At 69.2% G+C, this 22,166-nt stretch carries 24 protein-coding genes and 1 tRNA gene; 10 read left to right on the plus strand and 15 right to left on the minus strand.

The window, feature by feature from the left end; translation table 11 throughout:
* Positions 1-27 precede the first annotated feature (27 nt).
* Together FHS97_RS03100 and FHS97_RS03105 are read left to right on the plus strand one after the other, a co-directional pair.
* A complete protein-coding gene (locus FHS97_RS03100; protein WP_184033166.1) occupies positions 28-810 on the plus strand; it encodes a metallophosphoesterase family protein in 783 nt (260 codons plus the stop codon).
* On the plus strand, positions 810-1,499 hold the full coding sequence (locus FHS97_RS03105; protein WP_184033167.1) for a hypothetical protein: 690 nt from the start codon (positions 810-812) through the stop codon (positions 1,497-1,499). Before FHS97_RS03100 ends, FHS97_RS03105 begins: the two co-directional genes overlap by 1 nt.
* 9 nt (positions 1,500-1,508) lie before the next feature.
* On the opposite strand, the gene FHS97_RS03110 is transcribed toward FHS97_RS03105, so the two are convergent.
* The 8 genes from FHS97_RS03110 to FHS97_RS03145 form a co-directional block, all read right to left on the minus strand.
* The gene (locus tag FHS97_RS03110) at positions 1,509-1,847 is read right to left on the minus strand and encodes a hypothetical protein (protein ID WP_184033168.1); all 339 of its coding nucleotides are present in this window, start codon (positions 1,845-1,847) and stop codon (positions 1,509-1,511) included.
* Positions 1,848-2,288: 441 nt separating this feature from the next.
* Positions 2,289-2,364 (minus strand) — tRNA-Phe (locus tag FHS97_RS03115).
* 30 nt (positions 2,365-2,394) lie between these two features.
* On the minus strand, positions 2,395-2,568 hold the full coding sequence (locus FHS97_RS03120; RefSeq protein ID WP_081668428.1) for a DNA gyrase inhibitor YacG: 174 nt from the start codon (positions 2,566-2,568) through the stop codon (positions 2,395-2,397).
* Positions 2,565-3,491, minus strand: coding sequence for an Rne/Rng family ribonuclease (locus tag FHS97_RS03125; protein WP_184033169.1), 927 nt, complete (start codon positions 3,489-3,491; stop codon positions 2,565-2,567). The genes FHS97_RS03120 and FHS97_RS03125 overlap by 4 nt, the downstream gene beginning before the upstream one ends.
* Positions 3,484-4,056: a Maf family protein gene (locus FHS97_RS03130; protein WP_184033170.1), complete on the minus strand. Its 573-nt coding sequence runs from the start codon at positions 4,054-4,056 to the stop codon at positions 3,484-3,486. Before FHS97_RS03130 ends, FHS97_RS03125 begins: the two co-directional genes overlap by 8 nt.
* Positions 4,057-4,090: 34 nt before the next feature.
* On the minus strand, positions 4,091-4,336 hold the full coding sequence (gene infA / locus FHS97_RS03135) for a translation initiation factor IF-1 (protein ID WP_022685627.1): 246 nt from the start codon (positions 4,334-4,336) through the stop codon (positions 4,091-4,093).
* Between the two features lie 271 nt (positions 4,337-4,607).
* Positions 4,608-4,982, minus strand: a complete 375-nt coding sequence (locus FHS97_RS03140; protein WP_184033171.1) for a response regulator — start codon at positions 4,980-4,982, stop codon at positions 4,608-4,610.
* Positions 4,983-5,060: 78 nt separating this feature from the next.
* Positions 5,061-6,068, minus strand: coding sequence for an SDR family oxidoreductase (locus tag FHS97_RS03145; protein WP_184033172.1), 1,008 nt, complete (start codon positions 6,066-6,068; stop codon positions 5,061-5,063).
* Positions 6,069-6,270: 202 nt separating this feature from the next.
* On the opposite strand from FHS97_RS03145, the gene FHS97_RS03150 reads away from it, so the two are divergent.
* Complete coding sequence (locus FHS97_RS03150; RefSeq protein WP_221233095.1) at positions 6,271-8,115, plus strand: M61 family metallopeptidase; 1,845 nt, start codon at positions 6,271-6,273, stop codon at positions 8,113-8,115.
* A 75-nt stretch (positions 8,116-8,190) separates the two neighbouring features.
* On the plus strand, positions 8,191-11,283 hold the full coding sequence (locus tag FHS97_RS03155) for a hybrid sensor histidine kinase/response regulator (protein WP_184033173.1): 3,093 nt from the start codon (positions 8,191-8,193) through the stop codon (positions 11,281-11,283).
* 133 nt (positions 11,284-11,416) lie between these two features.
* On the opposite strand, the gene FHS97_RS03160 is transcribed toward FHS97_RS03155, so the two are convergent.
* The 5 genes from FHS97_RS03160 to FHS97_RS03180 all read right to left on the minus strand — a co-directional run bounded on the left by FHS97_RS03160 (position 11,417) and on the right by FHS97_RS03180 (position 15,195).
* The gene (locus tag FHS97_RS03160) at positions 11,417-12,568 is read right to left on the minus strand and encodes a saccharopine dehydrogenase family protein (RefSeq protein ID WP_184033175.1); all 1,152 of its coding nucleotides are present in this window, start codon (positions 12,566-12,568) and stop codon (positions 11,417-11,419) included.
* A 5-nt stretch (positions 12,569-12,573) separates the two neighbouring features.
* Positions 12,574-12,876, minus strand: coding sequence for a hypothetical protein (locus tag FHS97_RS03165; protein ID WP_184033177.1), 303 nt, complete (start codon positions 12,874-12,876; stop codon positions 12,574-12,576).
* 186 nt (positions 12,877-13,062) lie between these two features.
* Positions 13,063-13,257, minus strand: coding sequence for a hypothetical protein (locus FHS97_RS03170; protein ID WP_184033179.1), 195 nt, complete (start codon positions 13,255-13,257; stop codon positions 13,063-13,065).
* 87 nt (positions 13,258-13,344) lie between these two features.
* Complete coding sequence (locus tag FHS97_RS03175) at positions 13,345-14,076, minus strand: NTP transferase domain-containing protein (RefSeq protein WP_184033181.1); 732 nt, start codon at positions 14,074-14,076, stop codon at positions 13,345-13,347.
* A gap of 12 nt (positions 14,077-14,088) precedes the next feature.
* Entirely contained in the window at positions 14,089-15,195 is a 1,107-nt protein-coding gene (locus FHS97_RS03180) for an inositol-3-phosphate synthase (protein ID WP_184033183.1), read from the minus strand.
* A gap of 195 nt (positions 15,196-15,390) precedes the next feature.
* Here FHS97_RS03180 and FHS97_RS03185 point away from each other — a divergent pair, with 195 nt between their 5' ends.
* Both FHS97_RS03185 and FHS97_RS03190 read left to right on the plus strand, forming a co-directional pair.
* Positions 15,391-16,197 (plus strand): CDP-alcohol phosphatidyltransferase family protein, encoded by an 807-nt coding sequence (locus tag FHS97_RS03185; protein WP_184033185.1) that lies wholly within the window; start codon positions 15,391-15,393, stop codon positions 16,195-16,197.
* 62 nt (positions 16,198-16,259) lie between these two features.
* Positions 16,260-16,802, plus strand: a complete 543-nt coding sequence (locus FHS97_RS03190) for a superoxide dismutase family protein (RefSeq protein ID WP_184033187.1) — start codon at positions 16,260-16,262, stop codon at positions 16,800-16,802.
* A gap of 97 nt (positions 16,803-16,899) precedes the next feature.
* Here the strand turns inward: FHS97_RS03190 and FHS97_RS03195 are convergent, their stop codons facing one another.
* Together FHS97_RS03195 and thpR are read right to left on the minus strand one after the other, a co-directional pair.
* Positions 16,900-18,450, minus strand: a complete 1,551-nt coding sequence (locus tag FHS97_RS03195; protein ID WP_184033189.1) for a spinster family MFS transporter — start codon at positions 18,448-18,450, stop codon at positions 16,900-16,902.
* A gap of 180 nt (positions 18,451-18,630) precedes the next feature.
* A complete protein-coding gene (gene thpR / locus FHS97_RS03200; RefSeq protein WP_184033191.1) occupies positions 18,631-19,194 on the minus strand; it encodes an RNA 2',3'-cyclic phosphodiesterase in 564 nt (187 codons plus the stop codon).
* A 121-nt stretch (positions 19,195-19,315) separates the two neighbouring features.
* On the opposite strand from thpR, the gene FHS97_RS03205 reads away from it, so the two are divergent.
* The 4 genes from FHS97_RS03205 (at position 19,316) to FHS97_RS03220 (ending at position 22,133) form a co-directional block, all read left to right on the plus strand.
* On the plus strand, positions 19,316-20,056 hold the full coding sequence (locus tag FHS97_RS03205) for a Bax inhibitor-1/YccA family protein (RefSeq protein ID WP_028965041.1): 741 nt from the start codon (positions 19,316-19,318) through the stop codon (positions 20,054-20,056).
* A gap of 79 nt (positions 20,057-20,135) precedes the next feature.
* Positions 20,136-20,909 (plus strand): transglutaminase-like domain-containing protein, encoded by a 774-nt coding sequence (locus tag FHS97_RS03210; protein ID WP_184033193.1) that lies wholly within the window; start codon positions 20,136-20,138, stop codon positions 20,907-20,909.
* Positions 20,910-20,970: 61 nt separating this feature from the next.
* Complete coding sequence (locus tag FHS97_RS03215; protein WP_184033195.1) at positions 20,971-21,264, plus strand: hypothetical protein; 294 nt, start codon at positions 20,971-20,973, stop codon at positions 21,262-21,264.
* Positions 21,265-21,593: 329 nt separating this feature from the next.
* The gene (locus FHS97_RS03220) at positions 21,594-22,133 is read left to right on the plus strand and encodes a hypothetical protein (protein ID WP_425506278.1); all 540 of its coding nucleotides are present in this window, start codon (positions 21,594-21,596) and stop codon (positions 22,131-22,133) included.
* Positions 22,134-22,166 lie beyond the last annotated feature (33 nt).

Here is a 22,166-nt window from a genome sequence, read left to right on the forward strand (position 1 = left end):
CGGCGACGCGCAGCGCGGCTGACCGCCATGCCCGAGGCCCTTTCCTCCGACGGGATCGAGCGGATCTATGCGATCGGCGACGTCCACGGTCGACTCGACCTGTTCGCGGCGTTGATCGCGCGGATCGGGCGCGATCAGAAAGACCGACCGGCGGGCGCGACGAAGATCATCCTGCTGGGCGACATTATCGATCGCGGCGCCGATGGCGCGGAGATGGTGCGGGGCTGCATGAGGCTGACCGCGGCGAGCGATCGCTTCATGGTCCTGAAGGGCAATCACGAGGAAATGATGGTGCAGGCGCTGGGCGGCGACCTGAAGACCTATCATGCGTGGCTGGCGTTCGGCGGGCGAGAGACGCTGCTCGGCTGGGGCGTCGATCCGGCGGCGCTCGCCGCGGATGCCACGAAGGCCGACCTGCGGCAGGCGGCGCGGACGGTCGGGGCGGAGGTGCTGGCGTGGCTGGACGCGCTGCCGCTCTATCACGAGCAGGACGGTTTCCTGTTCGTCCATGCCGGGATCCGGCCCGCAATCCCGCTCCGGCAACAAGATGCCGCCGATATGCTTTGGATCACCGACGATTTCCTCGAGTCTGAACTGGATCATGGCATGACGGTGGTGCACGGGCATTCGATCACCGACGGGCCGGTCGTGCGGCCCAACCGGATCGGCATCGACACCGGCGCCTTTCGCACCGGCCGGCTCACCGCGGTCGGCATCGAACGCGGCGACTTCTGGTTCGTGGACACGGACACGGACACGGACACGGACGCGGGCGACGCCGCACCGCCGCCGACATCGGGTGAACGGTGATGGAGCGGCTACGCGCCTTCGACGATGAGCGGCTCGACGCCGATCTGGCGGCGATCCTGCACTGGCGCGACGGCGGGGAGACGCCGTCGATCGCGCGCCGCCGCACGCGGCGGCGGGATGCCATCGCGAGGGCGCTCCGGTCGCCCGCCGGTTCGGCGACGATCGGCGTATCCGTCTTCCTCGCGATGCTCGGGACGACCGGCTTCCTGATGTACCATCCGCGCGGCGGTCCGGTGGTCGAAGCGACGCCCGATCCGGCGGCGCTGGCAAACACGCCCGCCCCCGCTCTTCCGGCAGCCGCGCCAGCGCTCGGCGACGTCGCCGCGGCGGTCGTCCCGGCGACGATCCCGCGCCGCGCGGTGGCCGAGCGGCACGATGGCCGGCACGGCCGTCCGGCGCTGCGCGCGCCTTCGCGGACACGCCCTAGCGCGCCGCCGATCACCCTTGCCGAAGCGGAGCGCACGGTCGGCGCGCCGGTGGTCCTGAACGACGTGCCGCGGCCCGACCTGCGGCGTGCGACCGATCTGGCGCAGAACGCGCCGGCGTCGCCGCGTGCGCCCGTCGAAACCGCTGCGGTGGTCGTCGACGAGACGCCGGCCATCAACGATGACGCCGCGGCGGAAGGTCGGTCGGCGCGGGTGCGGCGCAACAGTGTCGCGGCGATCCGCGCGCTCCGCCGCCAATGGTAGCTGCGTCGGCTAGGCGTCGTAATAGTTGGAGAAGCCGACCTTGCGGCGCCGGGTCCAGGTCTTGCGCGCCCAGAGCGACAGGATGACCCCGATCGAGGGGGCGATCGACAACAAGAGGTTGGGGGTGGTCGGCGCCATGGCGACGGCGATGCCGCACGAAAGCGCGGTCGCAGCAGTATAGAAGAAGCACGCGACCATCACGCGGCTTCTTCTGACGCGCTCATAGGCGGGGAAGGGCAGGACCACGAGCAGCGCCAGCACGCCAAAGCACATCGGAACAAGAGCGGCGGCCGGCAAACCGCCGAGATAGGCAGGCACACTGACGACGATCGCGATGGCGACCGCCATCAGGCAGAATATTCGTAGCAATCCCATCGATTATTTCCCTGCGCATCCGGCCGATTGCTCATTAACGATTGTTCCGCATCCTTCCAGCCCGGCGTGCGCGCCTCTTGTAGCCCGGGGTGGCGATCGCCATCGCCCTTCCACGTCCGCACCCCGGCGCGTCGCACCGTCCCGCAACGGCGACCGGCCCGCCGGTCAGCATCGCTTGCCCTCGCGTGTCGTCCGGCGCCTGGAACGCTTTGATTCGGAAACGTTGCGCAGGTTCGGTTTGTTCATGGCGGCGGCAGCGCGGGGATGCGGGTCACGCGGCTTGGGGCGGGATCGTCGCCGCGGCGAGATGTCGGCGTGACGCCATGATCCCAGTCGAGAAGGAAGGCCGCCATGCGCTTGCCCGCGCGGCAGGCAAGCCGCTGCGCGACGCGATCAACCGGAAGGGCGGGGAAATGGTGCCCAAGGGCGGGATCGAACCACCGACACTGCGATTTTCAGTCGCATGCTCTACCAACTGAGCTACTTGGGCGCACCGCTTTTCAGCGGCGAGGCGCGTCCCCTAATCGGTGTCGGAGCGGCTGTCCAGCGATTCCGTGTCGATTGTTTCGCCGGGCAGGCGATAGCCTTCGCCGAGCCATTGCAACAGGTCACGGTCCTTGCACCCGCGGCTGCAGAACGGGGCGTGGGCGGGCACCGCAGGCGCGGTGCAGATCGGGCAGCGGGACATGCTCATCCCTCCAATATGGGGGTGCGGCCGGTGCGGCGCACCAGCGCTTCGATCCAGTCGGGGCGGGACTCGAGGCGCGCGCGCACCCCGGCATTCAGGCGGAGCGCAAGGGGGGCGTTTGCGGGTACGCGCTCGAGCTGGCGCAGCGCGGCGCGCGCGGCGGTGCCCACGGGATCGTCGCGGACGCGCTCGGGCAGCGCAGCGCGGGGGCGCGGGCGAACGATCTGGAGGAAGCCGAAGCCGTTGACCGCGGTGCGCTCGAACGGCGGCGGCAACGCCGCGTCGAGCGCGGCGGCGACCTCCTGACGGAGCGCCTTGCCCGCGATGCTCGGAAAGTCGATGCCGATCGACCCGCCGATCGCGTGGCGGCGGATCGCCAGCGCGACAGCGGTGGCGGCGCGTACCGCGAGCTGGTCAAGCGGACCGTCGCCGTCGACGTCGAACAGCGTCATCGCCGGGGTCGGGGTCATGCGCAGCACGCCGCCCGCAAAGGCGATCTCGCCGGTCCGTGCTTCCTCGATCACCTCCGACCAGCCGGCGGCTTCGAGCGCGTCAAGCTGATGTGGGTGCAGCGTACGGACCGGGTAGGTCGTGGCGGTGATGCGCGCGAGCAGGTCGGGACCGGGTCCGGGGGCGGCATCGGTGACGCGTGCGCGGGGGCGCTTGGCGCGGCCGGGTTCGGGGATGGCCTCGCGGGTCACCTCGATCGTGGTCAGCGCGCCGAGGGTAACACCCGGTGTCGCGCGGTCGAGCATCACCTCCTGCCCGTCATCGAGCGTCGCGACCAGCTTCTCGGTCAGCCGCGCCCGCGCGACGGTGCCGACGCGCAGGGTCTCGGGCAGTTCGATACGCGCGGCGAGGATGCGGTCGCCGGCGACCAGCGCGGCGCGCGCCTCGCCGATCCCGTCTTCATACAGCCATTCAGCCAAAGGCGACGCCGCTGGCCGCGAGCAAGGCGCGGGTCTCGAACAACGGAAGCCCGATCACGCCCGAATGGCTGCCATGGAGGAAGCGCACGAACGCCTCGGCGCGGCCCTGGATCGCATAGCCGCCGGCCTTGCCCAACCCCTCGCCGCACGCGACATAAGCGTCGATCTCGGCAGGGGAGAGCGGCTTGAAGGCGACGATCGTGTCGGCGAGCCGGACACGCTCGGTGCCGTCGGGCGCGATCGCGCAGACCGCCGACAGTGCGTGGTGACGGCGGCCGGAGAGCAGGCCGAGCAGTTCGCGCTGGATCGCCTCGTCGGTGGCGGGGGGCAGGATCCGGCGGCCGAGCGCGATCGTCGTGTCGCCGGCCAGCACCGCCTCGTCCGGCGCGCGCGGGACCGCACGCGCCTTCTCGACGGCAAGCCGCAGCGCATAGGCGCGCGGCAGTTCGCGCGGGTGCGGCGTCTCGTCGATCGCGGGCGCGACGATCCGGTCGGGCACGACGCCGATCCGCGCGAGCAGGTCGCGGCGGCGCGGCGAGGAGGAGGCGAGGACGAGACGGGTCATGATCGCACGCCCGTCTGCAGGCGCGAGGATAGGATCAGGACGGGCCGGGACCACCGCGACCCGGCATGAAGCGGTAGGTGATCCGCCCCTTGGTCAGATCATAGGGGGTCAGTTCCACCAGGACTTCGTCGCCCACCAGCACGCGGATGCGGTTCTTGCGCATCTTGCCGGCGGTGTGACCGAGGATTTCGTGATCGTTCTCGAGCCGGACGCGGAACATCGCATTGGGGAGCAGCTCCACCACCTGCCCGCGCATCTCGAGGAGTTCTTCTTTCGCCAAACGGGGTCTCTTTCGCGTTGAGTGCGCGCGGCCTTAGCCGAGAAGACGAAAAAAGGAAAGGCGCGCGAAGGAGGGCGCCGCAACGGCGCCCGCGTTGCCGGAGACATAGGTGGCGCGGGGCGGAGGCGCAAGGGTGAGGTGGGACGGCGGGCGTGCGGAGGCGAGTGTCCGCTGCCACTTTTCGCGTCGCCCCCGACGCGATCCGGCGTCCCGCTTCCTCTTGATGGCCGGCGAAGAAGCGGCTGCCGGATCACACCCGGAGCGAGACGGGTCAGCGGCTGTCGAGAAGCGTCGTCAGTTCGCGCGAGAGGCTTTCGAAGCGATAGGGTTTGGCGAGGAAGCGGCCGTCGTCCGGAATGTCGGCACGCGACGGACGCGTGTCGCCCGAGGTGAGCAAAATGCGGATTCCCGGCCAGCGTTCGTGGACGACCTCTGCCAGTTTCAAGCCGTCCATTGAACCCGGCATCCGGATGTCGGTGAACAGCACCTCGACATTGTCGGCCTCTTCGAGCACCGCCAGCGCCTCATCGGCGCTCGCCGCCTCTATGACCGAATAGCCCGCCTCTTCCAGCGCGTCCGCGCCGATCATCCGAACGAACAACTCGTCCTCGACGATCAAGACCGTGGTGGGAGATGCTCTGGTCATGGAATTATCACACAGCGCTCTTCGGACAAAACGGCACGGCCCCTGCTGGTTATCGACCGAGTCATCCCTGCTCTCCGCCTATTGGTCAATCCGGCGTTGACCCAAAAAGGCCAGCGCGGCGAGCCCCAGCGCCGCCCCGGCGGCGGTGGCGGTGGCGAGCGGGTGGCGACCGGCGGTCTCGTAGACGCTGATGCGGCGGCCATGCTGGTCGCGCGAACGTTCGGCGCCGTTGTCGACCGGTGCGGCGAGATTGTCGTGGCGGCTGGGCGCGCGCTTCGGATCGCGCAGCCACGGCAGCAACGTCGGGCCGAGCCGGTCGAGCAGCCCCGGAAAATGCTGCGCGGCCAGCACCTGCAAGCGGCCAGTGCCGCCGACCGTCACGTCGCGGCGACGATGCTGCGCGGCGTCGAGGATCGCCTCGGCGACCAGCTCGGGAGCATAGACCGGCGGCGGGAGCAGCGCCGCGCCGTCGAGATGGTTGGCGGCATGGTCGGCGATCGGCGTGTCGATCCCCGCCGGCTTGATGAGCGTCACCGAGATCGGCAGGCGATCGGCGTTGATCTCGATCCGCAGCGAGTCGACATAGCCTTTCACGGCATGTTTGCTCGCCGCATAGGCGCCCATGCCGGGGCTGGGGATGTCGGAGACGATCGAGCCGATCGTGATGAGCGCCCCACCGGCGCGTTGCAGATGCTCGACCGCGGTCAGACAGCCGTGGACCGCGCCGAAATAGTTGGTGCGGAGCAATTGCTCATGCTCCGCCATCGGCGTGTCGAGCAATTTGCCGTAAATCGCGACGCCCGCGTCGTTGACCCAGGTGTCGATGCGGCCGAAGCGCTCGACCGCCTTGCTCGCGGCGCGCTGGACGTCGCGCAGATCGCCGACGTCGGCGATCGCGAACTCGGCGTGACCACCGGCCTCGGTTATCTCGCGGACGATCTGGACGAGCGCGTCGCCATCGCGCGACACCAGCACCACGCGCGCGCCGCGCTTCGCGGCGAGCCGCGCGGTGACGAGCCCGATCCCGGAACTGGCGCCGGTGATGAGAATGACCTGCTCGGCGAGCGGTTTGAGCGTCGGAGTCATCGCGCGCGCTCCGTCGCGGGCGTCGGGCGCAGAGGTGCGTAGCGCAGACCGGCCATGTTAAGTCTTTCCATTATATCGCGAACCTTGTCTCTTTAACCCACCGTGTCGCCATCGGTTCACCCCCGCTAACATTTCGAAGGAGACTGGCGGTGATTGCCCGTGCGCGCCGCGCGTGCTGGAAGGGGCGGCGAAGGAGACCGGAATGCGGACGATCGGGGCGATGATGGCGGGCGGGCTCGGGGTCGGGCTGGGGCTGGCGTCGGCGGTGCCGGCCGCGGCGCAGCAGGCGCGACAGGTGCACTATGACCTGTCGTTTCCCGATGCCGCGCATCACCGCGCGCAGATCGTCGCCACCTTCCGCGGCGTGCCCGCCGGGCCGCTGCGCGTGCAGATGGCGCGCTCGTCGCCCGGCCGCTACGCGCTCCATGAATTTGGCAAGAACGTCTTCGCGGTGACCGCGCGCGACGGGGCGGGGCGCCCGTTGCCGCTGTTGCGCAACGATCCCTATGGCTGGAGCGTCGCGGGGCACGACGGGACGGTGGTGGTCAGCTACACGGTGTTCGGCAATCGCGGCGACGGCACCTATGCGCAGATCGACACCCGCCACGCGCACCTCAACCCGCCGGCGACGCTGATGTGGGCGACCGGGTTCGACGCCGCGCCGGTGCGGGTGCGGATCGTGTCGCCCGACTCCGGCTGGACGATCGCGACGCAATTGCCCGCGGTCGCCGGACAGCCAAACACCTTTGCCGCTCCCGACCTGCAATATCTGATGGACAGCCCGATCGAGATCGCGCGGCAGGACGTGCGCGAATGGCCGGTCGGCGAGGGCAAGCAGCGCTACACGATCCGGCTGGCGGTGCATCACGACGGCAGCGCCGCCGAGGTCGACCGGCTGGCGGCGCAGGTCAAGCAGTTGATCCCGCAGCATCGCAAGCTGTTCGGCGAATGGCCGCGCTTCGACCATGGCAGCTATACCTTTCTCGCCGATTACACGCCGCAGATCTCGGGCGACGGGATGGAGCACCGCAATTCGACGGTGGTGAGCACGCCGACCCCGCTCGACGGCACCAACGCCGGGCAGCTCGGCACGATCTCGCATGAGTTTTTCCATGCGTGGAACGTCGAGCGACTGCGCCCGCGCGAACTGGAACCGTTCGACTTCACGCGCGCCAATGCGACGCCGTCGCTATGGTTCGCGGAGGGGGTCACCAATTACTACGGGCCGCTGATGCTGCGCCGCGCCGGGCTGACCGATGTCGACGGCTGGGCGAAGGCGACCGCGGGCGCGCTCAACACCGTGCTGTTCTCGCCCGCACGCCGCAACGGCGGGCCGCAGGAGATGAGCCTGCGCGCGCCGTTCGCCGATGCCGCGACCTCGATCGACCCGGTCGCACCCGACGTGTTCCTGTCTTATTATCCCTACGGGCAGGTGGTGGCGCTGGCGCTCGACCTGTCGATCCGGCAGCGTTTTCCCGCGCGATCGCTCGACGATGTCATGCGCTATCTCTGGCAGACCTACGGCCGCACCGAGCGGCCCTATACGCCCGACGATCTGCGCCGCGGGGTCGCGACGGTGACCGGTGACGCCGCCTTCGCCGACGCGTTCTTCGCGGCCTCGGTGAGCGGCAGCGCTCTCCCCGATTTCGCACCGCTGCTCGCGCAGGCCGGGCTGGTGCTGCGCGCGGCGGCACCGCAACATGGCTGGATCGGCGCGGGCGGTGTGGTCGCGGCGCCGGCGGGCGTGATGCTCGCCGCCGCGCCGCTGCCGGGCTCGCCGCTCGATGCGGCCGGGCTGGATGCCGGCGACCGGATCGTGGCGGTCAACGGGGTCGCCGTCACTGACCCCGCCGGCTGGTCGGGCGCGCTGGAGCGGCTGACGCCGGGCGCGACCGTGACGATCCGCTTCGTGCGGCAGGGCGGCGAGCAGCAGCGCAGCGTGCGCGCGCTGGCCGATCCGCGGCTGGAGATCGTGCGGGTCGAGGCGACCGGCGGCACGCTGAGCGGCAAACAGCGCGCCTTTCGCGCCAAATGGATAGACGGATAATTAACCTGCTCAACCTAAGTCAGATACCATGTGTCACTCATTGACACAGGGTGAGGCGAGGCAGACATTCGCACCATGGCTCAACGTCAATCGCGCAACGTCTCGCTCACCCCGGAGCTGGAGGCGTTCGTCACCGACAGTCTCGCGACCGGCGATTACGGCAACGCCAGCGAGGTCGTGCGCACTGCGCTGAAGCTGCTTCGCGACGGATCGGCGCCGCGCGAGGCGTTGCGCGGCTGGCCGGTCGGCGGCGGCGAGTGCGGTGCGATGATCCGCGACGCCGACTGGTCGCGCCACGCGCTCGGCCCGGTGGAGCGCTGGTCGCCGACGCTGCGCGTGACGGTGGCGAACGTCGTCAACTCGCCGGTGCCCAAGGTGCTGATGTGGGGCCGTGACGGCGTGCTGCTCTACAATGACGCCTATCGCGAGATCCTCGGCGCGCGCCATCCCGGCGGAATGGGCAAGACCGCCGCGGCGGTGTTCCCCGAGATCGCCGAGTGGAACCGCGCGATCCTCGATCGCGGGCTGGCGGGCGAGGTCGTCAGCTATCGCGACCAGCCGCTGACGCTGCTCCGCGACGGCGGGCCGACCGAATTGTTCTTCGACCTGTTCTACACCCCGGTGATCGAGAGCGACGGCATGGCCGGCGGGGTGCTGTGCACCGTGATCGACAATACCGCGCGGCTGCTGCTGGAGCGGCGGCTCGCCGCCAGCGAGACCGAGCTGCGGATGGTGACCGACGCGCTGCCGCTGCTGGTATCGTTCATCGATCGCGACCTCGTCTATCGCTATGCCAACCAGCATTATTACGAATGGTTCGGGATCGGCGCGGACGATGTGATCGGACGCCACACGCGCGACGTGATCGGCGCGGAAAATTTCGAGCGCCGTCGCCCGTTCATGGAGCGCGCGCTGGCCGGCGAGACGATCGTCGAGGATTCGCTGATCCAGCATGGCGACGGATCGTGGCGGCGCGCCGACATCCGCTACCTGCCGCGCTTCGACGAACAGGGCGCGGTGCTCGGCTTCCAGGTGATCGTGCTCGACGTCGAGGAACGGGTGCGGCGCGAGGAAGCGCTCAACGCGAGCAACGCGCGCTTCCGCGCCGCGATGGAGGCGATGCACGGCGTGCTGTGGACCAATGACGCCGAGGGGCGGATGGTCGGCGAGCAACTCGGCTGGGCGATGCTGACCGGGCAGACGCCCGAGCAATATCAGGGCTATGGCTGGGCCGATGCGGTCCACCCCGACGACGCGCAGCCGACCGTGACCGCGTGGCGCAAGGCGGTCGAGTCGAAGTCGACCTTCGTCTTCGAGCATCGCGTCCGCCGCCATTGCGGGACGTGGCGGACCTTTGCGGTGCGCGCGGTGCCGCGGATCGACGCGCACGGCGAGATTGCGGAATGGGTCGGCGTCCATACAGATATCACGCATCAGCGCGCCGCCGAGGCCGCGCTGCGCGACCATGCCGAACAGCTCGAACGGCAGGTGCGTCATCGCGAGCGCGCTGAGGATCAGCTCCGCCAGCTGAACGAGACGCTGGAGACGCGCGTGATCGAGGAGATCGCGTCGCGCCACGCCGCCGAGCGCAAGCTGACCCAGGCGCAGAAGATGGAAACGGTCGGCAAGCTGACCGGCGGCGTCGCGCACGATTTCAACAATCTGCTGCAGGTCGTCTCGGGCAACCTCCAGCTGTTGCAGAAGGACATCGCCGGGAACGAGCGCGCCGAGACGCGCGTCGCCAATGCACTGGCGGGCGTGTCGCGTGGCTCGCGGCTGGCGGCGCAATTGCTGGCGTTCGGGCGGCGGCAGGCGCTGGAGCCCAAGGTCGTCAACGTCACGCGCTTCGTGCGCGGGATGGACGACATGCTGCGCCGCGCGATCGGCGAGGGGATCGAGGTCGAGACGATCTTCGGCGGCGGGCTGTGGAACACGTTCATCGATCCGGGCCAGATCGAGAATGCGTTGCTAAACCTCGCGATCAACGCGCGCGACGCGATGGACGGGCAGGGCAAGCTGACGATCGAACTCGCCAACGCGCATCTCGACGACGATTACGCGCGCCGCCACGACGAGGTGGAGCCGGGGCAATATGTGATGCTGGCGGTGAGCGACACCGGCTGCGGCATGTCCGACGAGGTGGTCGCCAAGGTGTTCGAGCCGTTCTTCTCCACCAAGGCGGAGGGCAAGGGCTCGGGGCTGGGACTGTCGATGGTCTATGGCTTCGTCAAACAGTCCGGCGGGCATGTGAACATTTATTCGGAGCCGGGGCACGGCTCGACGATCCGCCTCTATCTGCCGCGCGCGATGGAGAGCGAGGATGTCGAGGTGGTGCTCGACAACGGTCCGATCACCGGCGGCACCGAGACGGTCTTGGTGGTCGAGGACGATGACGAGGTTCGCGCCACCGTGGTCGAGATGCTGGGCGACCTCGGCTATCGCGTGCTCAAGGCGGTCGATGCGCAAAGCGCGCTGAGCGTCGTGGAGAGCGGCATCGCGATCGATCTGCTGTTCACCGACGTGGTGATGCCGGGGACGCTCAAGAGCCCCGAACTGGCGCGGAAGGCGCGCGAGCGGCTGCCCGATATCGCGGTGCTGTTCACCAGCGGCTATACCGAGAATTCGATCGTGCATGGCGGGCGGCTGGATGCCGGGCTCGAACTGTTGTCCAAGCCGTACACGCGCGAGGCACTGGCGCGGAAGGTGCGGCACGTTCTGGGCAATCAGGGGCAACGCCGCGAGAGCGTCGCGCCGCGGGCGCAGCCGTTGCCGCGCGCCGTCATGCCGGCAGAGGCGCGGCGGACGATCCTGCTGGTCGAGGATGACGCGCTGATCCGCGGCGCAACCGCCGAGGTGCTGCAGGAGGCGGGGCATGTCGTGGTCGATGCCGCGAGCGCCGAGGAGGCGATGGCGGCGTTGCAGACCGCGCCGATCGACGTGCTGGTGACCGACGTGCATTTGCCGGGAACGTCGGGGCTGGAGCTGGCGGCGCGTGCGGCGGAGCTGCATCCGGGCATCCGCATCGTGGTGGCGAGCGGCGACATCGGCGCGGTCGAGGTCGAGGAGCCGAACATGCGCCTGCTCGCCAAGCCGTATAGCGCGCGGGAGTTGCTGGCGATGCTGGGCGGGCAGGTCGAGCGCGAGACCGCGGCCGAGCGGGAGGGGTAGGCTCTCCGTCGGATGCCCCAGCGGTCTGCCACAACCGTCCCGACCGTCGTTGCGAGCGCGATTGCGTCGCTATGCTCGCAATGACGGAGTGGCGGAAGGTTAGTGCGCTTAAGACTCAGGGCGAAGAGCGAGATCAGCCCGCCGTAAACGTCATTCCCGCGCGCGCGAGCAGGCGTTCGCGCAGCGGTGCGCCCATGATCGCGCCGGGCGTCCAGATGCCGCCTTCCGCCTCGACGTCGCGGAGCAGGCACAAAGCGCTTTCCGCGAGCATCTTCGACGTGCAACCGTAGCCGGGGTCGCTGTCGCCGGTGACGGTCGCATCGATGCGCGTGCCGTCTGGCATCAGCCCGGCGAAGAGGATGTCGAAGTGGCCGGCGTCGCGTTCTTCCTTCGACGGCCCCTCGCCCGATTTCGGTCCCTTGTCGCCCGCGAACGGATTGAGCTTCGCCAGCGCGTCGGCGGCGGCCTTGCCGAGATCGCCGAGTCCGGTCACCACCATCTCGTCATAGAGGAGATCGCCCCAGCGCTGCCCGAGCAGGAAGTTGCTGCGATGGACGTTCTTGGTGTTGATGGGCGCCATGATGAACGGCGCGACCCAGGATTGCAGCGTCGGGTCGAACTCGGGGAGCAGCCCGGTCGGCTGGTGCGGGCCGGCATGGCCGGGGGCGAGCGCGAACGGATCGCTGAGCAGCCCGAACAGCGACGGCTGGCGTGCGGCGGCGGCGAGCGTCGCCTTGAGGCTGGCCGCGGTGCCGCCGGAAAAGCCGCCCTTCATGCGACGGACGCGCGCCTTGATGCGCGTCACCGGCGTGCCGAAGCGCGCGAGCGCCGCCTCCTGCAGCGTCAGCACGCCGAGATCGAAGGGGATCGAGTCGAAGCCGCATGAGAAGACGATCCGTGCGCCGCTGCGTTGCGCTTCGTCGTGATGCGCGTCGATCATCTGGCGCATCCACGCCGGCTCGCCGCACAGGTCAACATAGGCGGTGCCGGCGGCGGCACAGGCGGCGACCAGCTTGCTGCCGTAGAGCTGATAGGGACCGACCGTACTGATGACGACGGTGGCGCGGCGGCACATCGCTTCCAGCGCGGCGGGGTCGTCGCTGTCGGCGATGAGGGTGGGCACGTCGATCGCCAGTTCGTCGCGGACCGAGGCGAGCTTGGCGGCGTCGCGACCGGCGATCGCCCAGCGCAACCCATCGGGGTCGCGCCGGGAGAGATAATCGGCAACGAGCTTGCCGGTGAAGCCGGTCGCGCCGAACAGGACGATGTCGAACTCGGCCGCCATGACCGTCAGTCCGTGCCGACCCCGGTCAGCGGCGCGCCGGAACCGCCCGCGCGATCGTCGCTCGGGTCCTCGCCGTCATGCCCGCCGCCCGCGCTCGCGCCGCTGCCGCGTACCGCGCCGGTCGCGGGGTCGAACGAGGCGCGGCGGCCGGCGTCGCCCTCGGACGCGGCGAGCGTCGACGGCTTCGGCGCGACGGAGCCGGCCGGCATGTCCGCGGCAAGCGCGCGCTCGTCGTCGAGCGTATAGCCCTGGCCGAATTTGCCGGTGTCCTTGTCGAAGGCGGTCCGGCGGCGATGCTGGGGGTCCACGGGGTCGGTCATACGGGAAGGAACGCGCGGGTGGGGGCGTTGATCCGTGGGGAAGAGAGCGCGGTCGGCGACGCGGCAATCTTCGTCCACCCGCTTCCGTCATCCCGGACGCGATCCGGGAACCCGCTTCTCCCCCGCGGCAGAAGGAAAGCGGGACCCCGCATCAAGTACGGGGTGACGAGAACATCACCGGTGCGTGCCCGGCTGCTCGGCGGCGAGCGCCATGGCCTGCGCGGAGCCGGTCGCCGGCTTGACGCGCGCCGCGGGTTCGTTGCGGCCGAGCGTGAGGTAGAGGACGCCGGCGATCAAAACACAGATTGCGAGCAGGGCCGGCCAGCCGGCGCTGCTGCGGTGGCCGATCGGGCGATGGTCGTGCGACATGGCAATTCTCCGGCGAGCGATAGTCGACGGGAGTAATAACCTGTGTTGCGGGCGTGTTCCGGGCTGGCCGGTGAGATTTTGTTGCTGTCAGGCTGCGTGCTGGTGCGCGCCGCGTCCGGCCAGCGCGGCCTCCGCCTGCGCCAGCGCGCGCGCGTCGTCGACGTCGAGCCACCAGGCGTCGGCGATGTCGATCACCCTGGCCGCGCCGGTCTGCGCCAGCGCCTCGACCCCGGCCGAGATCGAGCCCGGCCCACCGGCGGCGATCGAGGCGCGCAACGCGTCGTGGAAGCGCGCGTCGACCGCGAAGACGCCGGTGTCGAAGCAATTATAGTCGGGGAGGTGCTTGCCGATCGCAACGATCCGGTCACCCTCGGCGCGGACGCGGGTGACATCGTCCATGTCGACGAGCGGATTGTCGAGCCGGCGGTCGACCCCGAGCGTCAGCGCCGCCTCCGGGGCGGCGGCGACGCGCGCGATGAGCGCGGGATCGACGAGATGATCGGCCATCATCAGCAGATGCCGCCGCGCGCCGATCGCTTCGGCCCCGGTCAGCACCGAATGGCCGTTCGACAGCGACCAGTCCGGGGTGCGCACGCAGCGCACCGGCAGGTCGAGCGTCGCGGCGGCGAGCGCCAGATGGCGCTCGAGCCGCTCCGCTTCATGGCCGGTGACGACGGTGACGTCGGTCACGCCGCCCACGCGGGCGGCGCGCAGCACGCGCTCGATCAGCGCGACGCCGTGGACCAGCGTCAGCGGTTTCGAGGGTGACACCTCGCGCAGCCGGCTGCCATAGCCGGCCGCGACGATCAGCGCGTGCAAGGTCGAAAGGCCTTATTCGGCGGCGAGGCGCGCGTCGGCGTGGATGAACTCGTTGGTCATCGCTGCCGCCACGTCGTCGGTCACCTGCTGCGGCGGGTGCTTGCAGAAGAACGCCGACGGCCCTTCCAGCGCGCCACCGACGCCACGCTCCAGCCCGAGCTTCACGCAGCGGATCGCGTCGACCACGACCGCGGCCGAGTTCGGCGAATCCTCGACCGACAGACGCAGTTCGAGGTTCATCGGCACGCCGCCGAACAGGTCGCCCTCAAGCCGCAGGAAGCACAGCTTGTTGTCGCCCAGCCACGGAATGTAGTCCGACGGACCGACGTGGATGTTCTCGTCCGCCAGCCGCTCGGCGATCACCGCCTGCACGGCCTCGGTCTTCGACTCCTTCTTGCTCGCCAGCCGGTTGCGGTCGAGCATGTTCATGAAGTCGGTGTTGCCGCCGGTGTTGAGCTGATAGGTGTGATCGATCGTCACGCCACGCTGCCCGAACAAGTTCGACAGCACGCGGTGGACGATCGTCGCGCCGACCTGCGCCTTCACGTCGTCGCCGATGATCGGCAGGCCGGCGTCGGCGAACTTCTTCTCCCACTCCGGACGCGACGCGATGAACACGGGCATGCAGTTGACGACGCCGAGGCCGGCCTCGAGCGCGCACTCCATGTAGAATTCGGTCGCGTCCTGGCTGCCGACCGGCAGGAAGTTGACCAGGATCTCCGCGCCCGAGCTCTTCAGCTCGGCGATGATCTCGGCCTTTTCGGCGTCACGGGTGTCGTTGATCTCGAACCCGCGATCGTTGGCCGCGGTCAGCATGTGCGGCGCGACGCCGTCCAGCTTCGCGCCCATCTTCACGATCGTGCCGGTCTTGGGCACGTCGGCATGGAAGACCTTGGTGCAATTCGGCTTCGCGAAAATCGCTTCACCCAGATCAAGCCCGACCTTTCGCGAGTCGACGTCGAATGCGGCGACAAATTCCAGATCGCCGACCTTGTATCCACCGATGTCCTCGTGGATCAGGCCCGCGGCGGTATTGCTGCCGGCATAGTGATATTTACCCTGAATTAGGCTGCTTGCGCAGTTGCCGACACCGATAACCGCAACCTTGATCGTCGCCATTCTACCCCACTTGCCGACGCTTAGTCGGACGAAAAGCCATTTTACGTTGCCGCTTCGTGACAGATACGTGGCATCTGTCAAGCGAGCCGATGCCCTGTATAGGCGCAGCGGGGCAATCTCGCGAGGGACCGCGTGAACGAATCTGAAACGGCTGTGGCGGGAAAGCCGCGGGAGCTGCAAGGTTTTCTGAACAGGGTGCTGTATCACCCGCTGGCGCACCGGCTGGCGCGGGCGCTGGTGCCGACTCCGGTGACGCCGAACATGGTGTCGATCGCCGGGGCGGTGATGGTGATGGTGACGGCGGTACTCTACGCCTGGGTCGCGACCCCGGTGGCGATCGCGATCGGCTTTGCGCTGCACTGCGGCTGGCATGTCGTCGACGGCGCGGACGGCGCGCTGGCGCGGATGTCGGGGCGCGCCTCGCCGTCGGGCGAGATCGTCGACGGCCTGTGCGATTATGCCGGGCATGGGGTGCTGTATCTGTTGCTGGCGGGGGCGCTGGACGACAGCGTGGGCTGGATCGCCTGGCCGATCGCGATCCTCGCCGGGCTGAGCCGCGCGGTGCAGTCGGTGTTCGCCGAGAGCCAGCGCCGCACCTATCAATGGTGGGCGTATAATACGCCGTGGCTGCAGAACGCGAAATCGGACGGGCGCGGCATCGGCGTGGCGCTGTCGAACCTGTATCTGAGCGTGTGGCACGCGCTGTCGCGCCCGACGCAGCGCGTCAACGCGCTGGTGGCGAGCGCCGAGGCCGACCCGCCCGAGCGGCGGCGGATCGCCGGGATCGCGCTGACGGTCGGGTCGCGCGCGCTGCCGCTGCTGGCGGCGCTGGGCGCCAATCCGCGCACGATCCTGTTGGGGCTGAGCATGATCGCAGGGAAGCCGCTGTGGTTCTTCCTGATCGAGATCGTGCTACTCAACATCGCGCTGGTGCTGGCGATCATGCAGGCCGCGTATCTGGGGCGACGGATCGCGGCTTTGATCGCGGACGGGCACCAGTGAGGGTGCCGGAACCGGCCCGCACGACGGCGGGTTGGCGCGAGAGATCATAGGGAGGAGCGACGATGCGACAGGTTCTGACGATGACGGGGCTCGGGCTGGCGGCGCTGTCGCTGGCGGCGTGCAACGACGAGGGCAAGATGGACACCGGCACGCCGGTCGCGGGCGGCGCGCGCGCCGTCGCGATGCTGGCGACCGCGACCGGCGCGCCGGTAGGCCGCGCGAGCGCGACCGACGTGGCAGGTGGCGTGCGCTTCACCATCGACGCGACCGGGATGCCGGCGGGGACACATGGCGCGCATGTCCATATGGTCGGGCGCTGCGACGCGCCGGACTTCACGAGCGCTGGCGGGCACTGGAACCCGACGCAGAAGAAGCACGGCACGATGAACCCGCAGGGGCCGCATCAGGGCGATCTGCCGAACCTCGTGATCGGCAGTGACGGGCGCGGCACGATCGGTGCGGTGATTCCGGGCGCGACGCTCGCCGGGTTGCTCGATGCCGATGGGGCGGCGATGGTGATCCATGCCGGACCCGACGACCTGATGACCGACCCGAGCGGCAATTCGGGCGGGCGCATCGCCTGCGGCGTGTTCCAGGCGTCGTAAATGGACCCGTCATCCCGGACTTGATCCGGGATCCCGCTTCTTCTGTCGCGGACCAGAAAGGAGCGTGGCCTCGGATTAAGTCCGGGGCGACGAAGGTTCAGGCCGGCTCCCCCGCTGCCCGCGCGCGCTCTTCGCGGGTGCGTTCGGCGGCGGGGAAGCGGCGGTAGGCGACCAGCCCTGCCGCCAGCGTGATCGGAACGCTGAGCAGCAACGACAGCATCCCGGTCGATAGGCTGCCGCTGAGCGTCGAAATCCGCCCGGCGAGATACGGTCCGAGCGCGAGCCCGATCAGTGTCGTGCCGATGAAGAAGGTCGCGGTCGCGGTGCCGCGCATCCGGGGCAGCACCAAATCCTGCGTCGCGGCCGCCGCAGCGCCGAGCCCCCACGCCGCGAACACCTGCGCGCAGAACACGCAGACGTAGAGCACGGCCGGCGTCGCGGTCGTATAGCCGGCGATCATGAACGGCACCGGCAGCACCGCGCTTGCCAGCACCGGCACCAGCCGCCCGGCCGGGTTGTTGCGCCGCAGCCGGTCGGCGATCAGCCCGCCGGTGGTGACGCCGATGAACCCCGCCGCCGCGCCCGCGCCGCCGATGAACAGCCCGGCCTGCGCGGGCGTGACGTCGAGCACGCGGATCGCATAGGGCGCCGCCCAGAAGCTCGACGCATAGGCCATGAACGCGTTGAGCCCGTAGGCGACGACGGTGCACAGAAAGGCGGGGGTGCCGAGGATCAGCGCGAAGGTCGGCGGGTCGCGATGCCGCAGTGCGCAACCCCAGGAGAAGACCGCATAGAAGCCGACGCCGACCGCGATCCATTGCGGCAGCGGCTCGCCGAGCGCGTGGAGCAGCGCGACCAGCGCGACAGTGACCGCCAGCCCGGCGAGGTTGACGAGCAGCGCGCGCCGTCCGAGCCGCGCCGCGCCGATCAGCGTGAGCGGTGGCAGGATCGTCACCAGCTCGTCGCGGAAGGCGCGGAACGGCGCGGGATGCGGCGGCGGGGTGGGCAGCCCCTCGACCGCGCCGCGCACCGGCTCGCGCAGCGTCGCGACGACCAGCGCGAGCACCAGCCCCGGTACGCCGACCGCGAGGAACGCCGCCTGCCAGCCGGCGAGCCCAAGCGGCCCGCCGCCGGGATAGGCGCGGTTCCAGTTCTGGACGATCAGCCCGCCGATAAACAACGAGCAGCCGCCGCCGACATAGAGGCCGGCAGAATAGATCGACAGCGCAGTGGCGCGCAGCCGCTTGGGAAAATAGTCGGAGATCAGCGAATAGGCGGAGGGGGAGGCGGTCGCCTCGCCGACGCCGACCCCGACGCGCGCGGCGGCGAGCTGTGCGCCGTTCGCGGACAGTCCCGACAGAGCGGTCATCGCCGACCAGAGCGTCAGCCCGGCGCTCATCAGCCGGACGCGGTGCCAATTGTCCGCCAGCCGCCCGAGCGGGATGCCGAACAGCGCGTAAAAGACACCGAAGGCGGTGCCGTAGAGGAAGCCGAGATCCTCGTCGCGCAGGTTGAGGTCGCGCTTGATGTCCTCGGCGAGGATCGAGATCACCTGCCGGTCGACGAAGTTGAGGACATAGACCAGGAACAGCAGCCCCAGCGCATACCATGCATAGCCGCTCGCGCGGGCGTCCTGCTCTCCGGCCATGCATCCTCCCGATTTTTGGGCGAGCGTAACAGAGTGGTGGTGGGAGGGAAGGGGAGGCTTCCCGCTTTTCTTTGCCGGCCTGGGGACGTTATGTCGAACCGAACTCGCAATGACGAACGGGAGGCGGTTCCCATGTCACCCTGATCTAGCTGCCCGTTGGAGAAGAAGCGGGGCTTGAGATCACGTCCGGGGTGACGGCGCGTCGCCAAGCGGCCACCGCGCAACCGCCTCGTAGCGTGCGCCTTCGTGGCCGAGGATGCTCTCGAACAACGTCAGGTGCGGCATCGTGAAGTCGGGCGAGGCGAGCGCGGCGTGGTCGGCGATCCAGCGGTCGATCAGCGCCGGGTCGCCCGCGGTGCGCGAGAAGCGCGCGATCGTAACATGAGGCAGGTAGCGACGCGGGTCGGGATCGACCCCGGCACGGGCGAGCGCCTGGTCGACCTTGCGGTGGAGCGCGGCGAGCGGCTCGACCGGGACGACGCGCGCCCAGAGCGTGTCGATCCGGCCGCGCTTGTCGAAGGTGCCCGCGCCGTCGAGCCGGGCCGTCGGCGCCGGCGCTGCGATCCGCGACAGTGCGGTGGCGATATCCTCGGCCTGTCGGCGGTCGACCTCGCCGATGAAGCGCAGCGTGACGTGCAATTGCTCGTCCTCCTGCCAGCGCGCGCCGGGCAGACCCTCCATCGCATCGAGCAACAGGGTCCGGATCGGCGGGGGCGGCCGCAGCGCGACGAACAGGCGGTGCATGGGGCTGTAACGAACCTTTGCTCGATCGGATGCGGTTCGGCGCGTCGCTTGAAAAGCGCGACCCGACACGCGATATTCCTCCTATCCGACCCATTCGTTCGGATGAAGGAGCAAAGAGACAATGGCCAATTGGTCCGATCCCCGGCCCTCCGCTGCCCCGTTTGGCGGGGCCGCTTCGGGCACCCGCACGGAGGCGCGCGACGCCGGCCTGCGGTCGTACATGCTGTCCGTCTACAATTACATGGCCTCCGGCGTGCTGTTGACCGGCATCGTCGCGCTAGGCTTTGCATTGTCGGGCTATGCGCAGGCGGTGTTCGGCACGCCGCTGCGCTGGGTCGTGGCGCTGGCGCCGCTGGCGTTCGTGTTCGCGATGAGCTTCGGGCAGGGCAAGTTCTCGACCTCGACGCTAAAGGCGATGTTCTGGGGCTTCGCGGTCGCGATGGGTCTGTCGCTGTCGTCGATCTTCTTCGTCTATTCGCCGATCGCGATCGCGCAGGCGTTTGCCGCCACCGCGGCGGGCTTCGCGGCGCTGAGCCTGTACGGCTATACGACGAAGCGTGACCTGTCGGCGTTCGGCACGTTCCTGATCATCGGCCTCGTCGGCCTGATCGTCGCGAGCCTGATCAACCTGTTCGTCAATTCGGGGCCGCTCGGCCTGCTGATCTCGCTGGTCGGCGTGCTGCTGTTCGCGGGGCTGACCGCCTATGACACGCAGCGCACCAAGAGCCTGTACTTCCAGGTCGCGGGTTACGGCCCGGAGATGGTGGGCAAGGCGGTCGTGATGTCGGCGCTGAGCCTGTACCTCGACTTCATCAACATGTTCCTGTTCATCCTGCGCCTGTTCGGCGGGAACCGCGACTGATCCGCGGGATTGAGTAACGGAACGTCCGGGGCTCGGCGGGTAACCGCCGGGCCCCTTCTCTTTGCGTGAAAGGGGCGAAATGCGCCTGTCGATCGAGGCCGTGCTGGATTATGGCTTTCCCGCGCCTGCCGACGTGCTGCTGCAGATCGAGGTCGCGGCGCTTCCCGATCAGTTGCTGGAGGCGCAATCGCTGGTGATCGAATCGGATCATCCGATCCGCGCGGTCGCCGGCGAGGACGGAATCGGGCAACGCTGCTGGGCGCGTGCCGAGCACCGGCTGGTGGCGCGCTATCAGGCGACGGTGACGATCGACCGGCCGGCGGTGCGGCTCGATCTGTTGCCCGCCACCCCGGCGGCGCGACTGCCCGCGGCGACGATCCCGTATCTGCTGCCGAGTCGCTATTGCGAGGCCGACCGCTTCGACCATTTCGTCCGTCGCACCTTTGCCGGGCTGAGCGGCGGGGCGCTGGCAATCGCGCTGGCCGAGTGGGTGCGCGACAATCTCGATTACGCGCCGGTCGCGCCGGGCGGCGGCGCGCTGCATACCTTCGCGGAGCGGCGGGGCGTGTGCCGCGACTATGCGCATCTGCTCGTCGCGCTGGCGCGCGCGGCGGAGATCCCGGCGCGGTGCGTCTCGGCCTATGCGCCCGGCGTCGATCCGCCCGATTTCCATGCGGTTGCCGAGCTGTGGCTGGACGGGGCGTGGCACCTGCTCGACGCCACCGGCATGGCCCGCGCCGACGAGATCGCGCGGGTCGGGGTGGGGCGCGACGCGACCGACATCGCGTTCATGACGATCTTCGGCAGCGCCAGCCTGTGGGGGCAGCGGGTGCGGGTCACCCGGCTCGCCTAGGAACGCGGGCGCGTGACCGGCGTTGGGATGTGAACCAATATGACCGAATGAGGAGGGTATGATGACCGAAGCGAGCCCGATCGACGACCGCGCGCTCGACAGCCTGTCGGTGGCGCCCGACGCCGGCAACGCCGGTGGATCCAAGGACGCGCGGCAGGATGCCGGACAGGATCGTTCGATCGAGAAGCGGCTGGCCAAGCACCCCGGCAGCGACGACGCCCGGCTCGACGCCGGTCTGGACGAGACGATGGACGCGTCCGATCCGGTGTCGATCACCCAGCCCGGTCGTAGCGAGCCGGCGCCGTCGTCCGGGTTCGATGCGGCCGAGGAAGCGGAGCGGCAGCGCGACGCCTGAGCGGCCGTCTGTCGGTCACGTCGCCCCGGACTTGATCCGGGGCGACGGGTGGAGGCTGGCATCTCATAGCGACCATTCGCGATATCCAGAGCGTCGACCTGTCGAAGGTTGGATCCGTGGCAATGGAGCGCTGGGTCGTTGCGTTTACGCTACGCCCAATGTTCGGATCTGACGATTAAACTCCGTTCATCGCATCTATGTTGCGGTGCGGCACGCTCCATGCTGACTTATGACGGTCGGAAGACGGCGCCGTTAAGCCAAACGTTAACCACTTTGGCGCATTCTTCCGGGCATTGGTTCATGCGCGGCGGGGTGTGACGATGGGTAGAATGAAAGCGGCCGAAGGGGCGATGACGCTGGCCGAGATGAAAGAATTCGCGACCTTCCCGGCCGCGACGCAGCGATACATCCGGCGCAGCCTCGATGTCGGGCTCGATCGTGACGATGCGCTGGCGCGCTGGTCGCGCGACGTGGTCGAAGCGGCGAGTATCCGCGCACAGGCGCAGCATTATCGCCGGCTTCCCGCGATCCGCGCGCTCGTTCCCGACGACAGCGGGCTCGACGCCGCCGAACAGGTGCTCGCGCCGCTCGTCACGCTGGCGGCGTTCGATCTGGGGCAGGGGCGGATCACGACCTTCTCGTCGTTCCGCTTCCTGTTCGAGCGGCTGGTCGGCGCAAAGGTGCGGCCATGGCTTCCCTCGGCGTTCTGCGCGGCAGCGGCAATGCCGCATCTCCACCCCGAACTGCGGCGGCGGTTGCTCCAGTCGATCAGCGAGGCGGCGGCGACCGCTTCGGGCTGGTCGTCGCGTCAGCCGTCGTTCTTCCCGCATTGGGTCGAGAAGGTCGATACCGCCGCACTGCCGCACTGACGGCCAGCGTTTGATCCACTTACGTGGGAGCGG

This window comes from Sphingomonas endophytica (genome assembly GCF_014199415.1).
In the GTDB taxonomy this organism is placed as follows: domain Bacteria; phylum Pseudomonadota; class Alphaproteobacteria; order Sphingomonadales; family Sphingomonadaceae; genus Sphingomonas; species Sphingomonas endophytica.